Annotated in this window: 5 protein-coding genes; 2 read left to right on the plus strand and 3 right to left on the minus strand. The window is 66.8% G+C overall.

Going from position 1 to position 6,990, the window contains the following annotated elements:
• On the plus strand, positions 1 to 1,608 hold a 1,608-nt coding region (locus DD1DGNOD_RS12535; RefSeq protein ID WP_206443128.1), incomplete at its 5' end, for a tetratricopeptide repeat protein.
• Here the strand turns inward: DD1DGNOD_RS12535 and DD1DGNOD_RS12540 are convergent.
• From DD1DGNOD_RS12540 to DD1DGNOD_RS12550, 3 genes are read right to left on the minus strand one after another with little or no spacing between them, the layout of a single operon-like run.
• Positions 1,605 to 3,956, minus strand: coding sequence for a hypothetical protein (locus DD1DGNOD_RS12540; RefSeq protein ID WP_131770181.1), 2,352 nt, complete (start codon positions 3,954 to 3,956; stop codon positions 1,605 to 1,607). The genes DD1DGNOD_RS12535 and DD1DGNOD_RS12540 overlap by 4 nt on opposite strands.
• Complete coding sequence (locus DD1DGNOD_RS12545) at positions 3,953 to 4,288, minus strand: helix-turn-helix domain-containing protein (RefSeq protein ID WP_241255679.1); 336 nt, start codon at positions 4,286 to 4,288, stop codon at positions 3,953 to 3,955. Before DD1DGNOD_RS12545 ends, DD1DGNOD_RS12540 begins: the two co-directional genes overlap by 4 nt.
• Complete coding sequence (locus DD1DGNOD_RS12550) at positions 4,285 to 5,403, minus strand: tyrosine-type recombinase/integrase (RefSeq protein ID WP_131770182.1); 1,119 nt, start codon at positions 5,401 to 5,403, stop codon at positions 4,285 to 4,287. Before DD1DGNOD_RS12550 ends, DD1DGNOD_RS12545 begins: the two co-directional genes overlap by 4 nt.
• Positions 5,404 to 5,638: 235 nt before the next feature.
• On the opposite strand from DD1DGNOD_RS12550, the gene DD1DGNOD_RS12555 reads away from it, so the two are divergent.
• Positions 5,639 to 6,853, plus strand: coding sequence for an ISAzo13 family transposase (locus DD1DGNOD_RS12555; RefSeq protein ID WP_131770183.1), 1,215 nt, complete (start codon positions 5,639 to 5,641; stop codon positions 6,851 to 6,853).
• The last annotated feature ends 137 nt before the right edge of the window (positions 6,854 to 6,990 follow it).

The raw sequence follows: 6,990 nt of genomic DNA on the forward strand, positions 1-6,990 counted from the left end.
AGCCGGCCGGAGTGGACCATGGACTACGCTAGGGGCCGGCTGGCCGACGAACGTCGCCGACTCGACCAGCTTAGGTTCGCCGACTTGGACGTCCGGGCCAGCTTCATGCTGTCCTACCGGGAGCTCAGCGACGAGCAGGCGCTGCTGTTCCGTCGACTCGGGATCGTGCCTGGACCGAGCTTCGGAGTCGATCTGGCCTGCGCGGTCGGCGCCGGTGTGCTCATCGGTCCCGGCAGCACCCTGCTACGCGGCCTCACCCTTCCCAAGGGTATTGACAGCCCCCTCGCTCCCGGCGACGACGACCTGCGGTACGAGGTGGAAAAGCTGCTGGAAGACCTACGCGACGCCCAACTACTCGAACCGGCGAACACGCCAGGGCGGTACCGCTTCCACGATCTCCTCCTGCTGTTCGCCCGGGACCTTCTATCGCGGGCCGATGAGGCGTCCGAGATCCTCGTCAGATTGATGTTCTGGGCTGGCTTCGTGGCGGCTTGCACGAGGGTCTGGACTGATCGGCTCGACCTGCCCGATCAGGCGACCACCGTCGAACAGCGGGCGAGCGGGTTCGCGAGCCGGCAGGAGGCGTTCGAATGGTTCGAGAACGAGCGTGAACACCTGGTCGCGGCCGTGCGGTTGGCGGCGGAGTTCCGCATGGACGACCAAGCCGTCCTGCTCGCCAAAGCGCTCGCAGTCCTTTTTAGGCTGAGAGGCTACTGGGACGACTGGCTCGCGACCTGCACCACGGCGATCGCCGATGCCCGCCGACGCGAGGACCACGAGACCGAGGCAGTTCTCCTGGAAACCCTGGGAACCTGTCTACAAGACCGGATGCGACACGCCGACGCTGTGCCCCATCTCGAACGATCAGTGCAGCTCGCCGACCAGTTCGGGACCTGGCACCTACAGGTGAAGGCGCGAGCCAGCCTGGCCCAGTGCCACCTAGAACTCGGCCGGGGAGACGAGGCTGAGCGACTCCTCAGCGTGGCCGAGAAACTGCTGGCCAAGAATGCAGGACCGGACGACAACTGGTTACTACTCGCCTATATCACCTCGGCGAGAGCGATCTACGACGAGCACATCGGCCGTATCGGAGACGCTCAGCGTGGCCACGAGCGGGTCCTCGAACTCTGTCGGCGCGCCAGGGACCCGCTCGGGCAGGTGACCTGTATGAATCGGCTCGGTCGTATCCACCTGCGGCTTGGGCGGCCGAAACGCGCCGTCGAGTACCTGGAAGCGTCTCGGAAGCTGGGAAAGGGATTGTCGGGCTTCTTCACCGACACGGACGCCGTCCACAACCTCGCCTTCGCGTACCACCTGCTGGGCGATCATCAGCAGGCACTAGAGCTGTTCGAGCAAGCGGCCAGTGCGTATCACCGGTACCGCCTGCCCGCCTTGGAAGCTCAGACACTGCACGAACGCGGAGGCGTCTTCGCCGTTCTGCGTCGCTGGGACGACGCCGCGCACTGCTGGCGACGTGCCGACGAGCTACTCCGCGACGTTACGACATCCCAAGCGGAAGACCTACGCACCAGGTTCGAGCGGGAGCGTTCCAGCTGGCGGACTTGCGTACCCTGGGTGGTCTCCCGGGGCGACGCATGCAGTCTTTAGGGCTCAGGGCGGTCCCTTGCGGCGAGGTAGAGGGTCCAGTCGTGGGTGGCGTGCTGGGTCCAGGCGACGGCGGTGGTGATGTGGAGGTCGAGCAGGCTCGCGAGGATCGGTGCGGGTAGGTCTGCGGCGAGCGTCATGAGCGCGGCGTTGCGGGCGTACCGAGCGTGCGGTAGTCCGTTGTCGCGAAGCGCCCGGTAGACCACGTCGCGGGCGGGTCGGCCGGGGAAGCCTCCGGGGAACAGCCAGGCCGTTGCCGACGGGGCGCTGCGACCGAGAACGGACGCGGTGCGGGCGGCGTCGCGTTGGGCGAGTAGCAGGTCGGCGACGGCCGGAGGGAGAAGCATTCCGTGCGCTCCCAGGCGAAGCAGCGTCCGATTTCCCTCAGTGTTGATCTGGTCGGCGAGCAGGGTGGAGATGCGGCTGACGGGCAGGCCGTAGAGCAGCAGGAGGGCGCCTGCCGCGCGGGCGTGCAGGGGCAGGGTGGTGTCGTGTAGGCAGCGGCGTAGGTGGGTCCACCGGTCGTCTTCGCTGATCGCGGTCACGATGTGGCGTGGGTGCCGTTTCGGGATCGTCACGTCGCCGGTGAGGCGTCGGCTACGGGCCCAGTGCAGGAACTCGCGTGCTGGGTAGGCACTTTCGGGCGGCTGTTCGGTCAGCCAGCGATCGATCTCGGTCTGGGTGAGGTCGGCGAGTGTGGTCTGCTGCTCGTCGATCCAGGCGAGCAGGCGGAGCGCGGCGCGGATGCGGGTGCGGGCCCATCCGGCGGCGTGTGGGGTGAACGGCCGGGCGGGCAGCCGGTGGCGGGCTCGGCGCAGGATCGCCCAGTGCGCCCAGTGCGCCCAGGTGCGGATCAGGTGGCTATGGCCGGCCGGGCGCGTGGTGAGGAGCTCGTCGAGCCAGGGGCCGAGGCGTTCGAGGTGGTCAGCGCGGTCGGGCAGAACGCCGACGTGGACGAGGGTCTGGCGAAACCGGTGCAGGGCAAGGGTTTGGGGCCAGGTGTCGAGCAGCTCGTGGCTGGGCGGTACCTCGGCGGCAGCGAGGCGATTGAACAGCTTTTCGGCGGGTCCTCCGGGTCGCAGCCAGGTCAGGATGGCGTCGGGCGCGTCGGCGTTGGTTAGGGCGGTCGCCAGCGGGCGCAGCTCGGCGCGTATGGCCCCATTCGTGCCGGTGAGTAGTTCGTCGGCGCGGCGGGTGGCCAGGCAGCGTTCGCACATCCCGTCGCGGGGCACGAACCCGGCCCGTCCGCAGGACGGGCACGTGTAGTCGACGTCCAAGCCGGCGCACGGGCCGCAGATCCGCTGCCCCTGCTGGTCGAGACCGACGAGGACCTGGGTGCGCTGGCAGCGTGGGCAGGCGGCCGGGTGGCGGCGGGTCCAGGCGTAGCAAGAGGCGCAGACGCTGCCGATCGGCCAGGTGGCGATGATCCGCCGATCGCATCCGCACCGCGAGCAGCGGCGGGTGGCCGCGGGTCGGCACCGGGTGCACAGGCGGGGTCCGCCGTGGGCTCCGGTCGTGGCCAGCTTCCCGACCAGCCCGCAGGCGTCGCAGACACCGGACAGGGTGCGGCGGTAGCACGCCTCGCACAGCCCCGGCCGGCCGTCGCGGGCGCGGACCTTGAGACGACCTTCCCTTCCACACAGTCCGCAGCGCGACGCGGGCCGGCAGGCGGCGCACAGCGGTTCGCCGTCGTCGGTGCGGGCGGCTTCGACGGCGGATAGGGCACAGCGGGCGCAGATCACGCGGGGTGTCTCGTAACAGCGCCGGCAGATCGGTTCCCCGTTCGGGCGCGCCGCTGGCGGCGTCGCGCGTCCGCAGCTGGTGCAGGTCTGCCAGCTGGCGGGGTCACGGTTCCAGCAGTTCTGGCACACTGGTGTCCCATCCGGGTCGTGGACCCGAACCGGGTTGCGCCGGCCGCAACGCCCGCACTCCTTGGCTTGCCGGCGTCGTGCACACCGGGCGCAGACCCGGCCGCCCTCGGCCCGCTGCGGCAGAGCCGCGGCGACCTGCTCGCAGTCGACGCAAGCGGGCGCCACCACCGCGTATCCCGCTTGGTGCAGCGTGTACGCGAACCGGATGAAGATGGCGGGCGCGTCGGAGCTTCCCGACCGCAGCGCATCGGGGAACGCGGCCAGATGGTCGTCCAACCAAGCCAGCCGCGAGTTCACCGTTCCCGCGATCGCGTCGAGATGGTGGCGTGCGTCGGCGTCCGTCATCCGCGGGACGACAGCGACGAGCCGTGTGGCCACTGCGTGCAGTAGCGCCTGGCGGTCGACGGGCGGTCGCCGGCCGGCTCGTGCCGCCGGCCCTCGAAAGGAGTTCGTCGAAGCTCCCGGTCTGTCGGGTGTCATAGCCCCTCCGGTCGGCGGATCGTGGTGCGCCGCGGCCCCGCCGGCGCACCACCCGCGGTCCGCCGGCCCGCGGAGGCCGTCTTCGCGACCTGCTCGGCGACAGCCACAATCTCGATCAAGTCGTTCGGCGTGCAGCCGAGCACGTCGCACAACGCGGCGAAGGTGTCCATCGACAGCCGCTGCGGGGGCTGGGTCACCAGCCGAAAGACCTGTTCCCGGGAGAGGTGCACACCGCGTTCGGCCAGCAGCGGCACCAAATCGGAGGTCTGAAACAGCCCCTTTTCCGCCATCCGGGTCCGCAGATGCCAGCGGATACTCGTCGTCCGGGTCACCGGGGCGTCTCCCACAGATCCTCGAAGCGGCGCAGTGACTTCTCCAGCAGCCGATTGCGGAACTCGTCCGACACCGATGTGTAGATCGCGGTCGTGGATGCGTAGGAATGCCCGACCTGCTGTTGCACGAACAGCGGCGGATAGCCGAACTCCAACAGATGGGTGACGTAGCTGTGCCGCAGAGAATGCAAATCCAGTTCCTCTGGCAGCCCCGCCGCCCGACGAGCCAGGCCGAACAGGTCATCAAGGTGGCGTACCGCTACCCGGCCGCGCCGTTCGGTGACCCACAGGGCGGGATGCTGGCCGGGGTCAAAACGCGGACGCAGCTGCTCGCACCAGTCGTCGAGCAGCTCGACGATCCAATCGAACTCGGGCACGGTCAGCACCGTGCGCCGCTTCGGTGGGCTGCCCCGCGATGCCTTGCCCCACCGCACCTGTACCGACCCGAACCGGCCATGGGCGACGGCCCGCGGGTTGCGGCGGAAGTCCACGACGTCGAGCAACGCTGCTTCCCGCCGACGCAACCCGTAGGCGTACACCGTCTTGAGTACCACTGCGTCCCGGTGCGCCGATAGCGCGCCTTTCCGACCCTGAGAGCGGATCTCTTCGACCCTGGCGTCGGCGGCGTCGAACAGCGCCTGCACCTCGTCGTAGGTCAGCGCCCGCCGGCCCGGCCGGCCCTCGTAGTCGGCCCGGTGCGCGACCGTGTTCCACTCGTGGCAGATCTGGCTCGGCACCGTCCCGAACCGCCGCTCGCACTCGACCGGCCAGCCGTACCGGGCGTCGGTGACGAACTCGCAGAACAGCCGCACTGTCAGTTGGTAGGCCCGCACCGTCGACGCCGCCCGCGGGCTCACCCCTGAGACCAGGTCGGAGGTGAACGCCTCCACTTCACTCGGTGTCCACTCCCACGGGTACTGGTTCGTGAACGCCGCGAACCGGCGCACCACATCCAGTCGCGTCCGGATCGTCGCAGGCCGCAAGAATCGGCTCTGCTGTTGACGCGACCAGCCTTCCAGCATCGCAGCGAACACCGCCGCCGCTGGATCGAAATGCGCAACCGTCGCATCAAGAACAAGATGTGCCGCACCCGGCAGGTCGACACGTTGTGCCACGGCAGCCTCCTGTTGCATCCGATGCATCATCGTTGCATCGAACATCGGCATCCGCGTTTAGCCGCCAGAGGCCGGCGTGTCGCGATACGCTCCAACTTAGGGGTCGTAATGAATTAAGTCCAGCAACTAATTCGAGGTTTTGGGCATGCTTAAAGCTGTACGCATATAGTTCAGTTGGACAACTGTAGTGAGTCGCTAATCACATCGTTGATGTCGGGTAGGTACTGTTCGCTGCATGGCAGAGTACTTGATATCCAGCGAGGCACTGACGTTGCTGTTTCAGCAGGTTCTTCCGCATCTGGCCGAGAACCAGAGGAGATATTTTCTCGGCGCGCATGCGCGGATGCTGGGCTATGGCGGTGTGGCGGAGGTGGCTCGGATGGCGGGCGTCGATCGCGGCACCGTGCAACGGAGGGCTCTGGAGATCGACAGGGGTATCGAGGTGACGCGTCGGGTTCGCCGGCCTGGTGGTGGCCGGAAACCGGCTGAGGAGGTAGAGCCGGAATTACGGCCGACGCTATCCGGGCTGGTCGATCCGGAAAGCGTCGGGGATCCCGAACGCCTTACTCGGTGGACGTCTAAAACGACGCGGAAGCTCGCGGTCGCGTTGCTCAAGTTAGGCTTCAAGATTAGTCATACAACCGTGGCGGGGCTGCTCGCGGATATGGGGTTCAGCCTCCAGGCACCGTCCAAGGTGCTCGCCGGTTCCTGTCACCTGGACCGGGATGATCAGTTCCGGTACCTCATCGGGGAGATCGCGCGGTACCAGGCCGCTGGCGAGCCGGTCATCAGCGTGGACGGCAAGAAAAAGGAGTTGATCGGCGACTTCGCGAACGGTGGTCGGGAGTGGCGGAAGGTCGGTGATCCGATTCCGGTCAACGACCATGATTTTCCGAATGGCGTTCCCAAGGCCGTTCCGTATGGGGTGTACGACATCACCAAGAACACGGGCTGGGTCACGGTCGGTGCCAGTTCCGAGACGGCGACGTTCGCGGTGAACGCTATTCGGCGGTGGTGGGAGGCGACGGGCTCGAAGGTGTACCCGAACTCCCGTAAACTCCTGATAACTGCCGACGGCGGTGGGTCCAACGGCTACCGGAACCGGCTGTGGAAGGTAGAAATAGCCAAGTTCGCGGCCGAGACCGGGCTGGAAATCACGGTCTGTCACTATCCGCCCGGAACGTCGAAGTGGAACAAGATAGAGCATCGCCTGTTCAGTCATATTTCAATGAACTGGCGCGGTCGGCCGTTGGGGAGTTATGAGGCCGTCGTGAACCTCATTGCCTCCACCACGACCAGCGCTGGGCTTCGGGTTGAAGCCCAGCTGGACTGGAATACCTACGAGACCGGTACGAAGATTTCCGATGAGGAGATCGCCGCCCTTCCGATCTACCGGCATATGTTTCATGGTGAGTGGAATTATACCCTCGAAGCGCCTGTAGCGGCGTAGAGAATAGAAGATGTAGTTATTTCTTTACTGCCACTTACGACGCGCCGAGAGTCCAAATTCGTCCACTTTTCAACGTCCGCCGAATGTTGCATCTGGTGCGAATAAATCCTATTTAGCCCGGTCTCGTCGCACCGGCA

Source organism: Candidatus Protofrankia californiensis (assembly GCF_900634765.1).
Classification (GTDB): Bacteria; Actinomycetota; Actinomycetes; order Frankiales; family Frankiaceae; genus Protofrankia; species Protofrankia californiensis.

What these genes read in the sequence shown, in the direction of transcription:
- DD1DGNOD_RS12540 (WP_131770181.1), bottom strand. Translation starts at nt 3,956, where the DNA reads ATGACACCCGACAGACCGGGAGCTTCGACGAACTCCTTTCGAGGGCCG.
- DD1DGNOD_RS12555 (WP_131770183.1), top strand. Translation starts at nt 5,639, where the DNA reads ATGGCAGAGTACTTGATATCCAGCGAGGCACTGACGTTGCTGTTTCAG.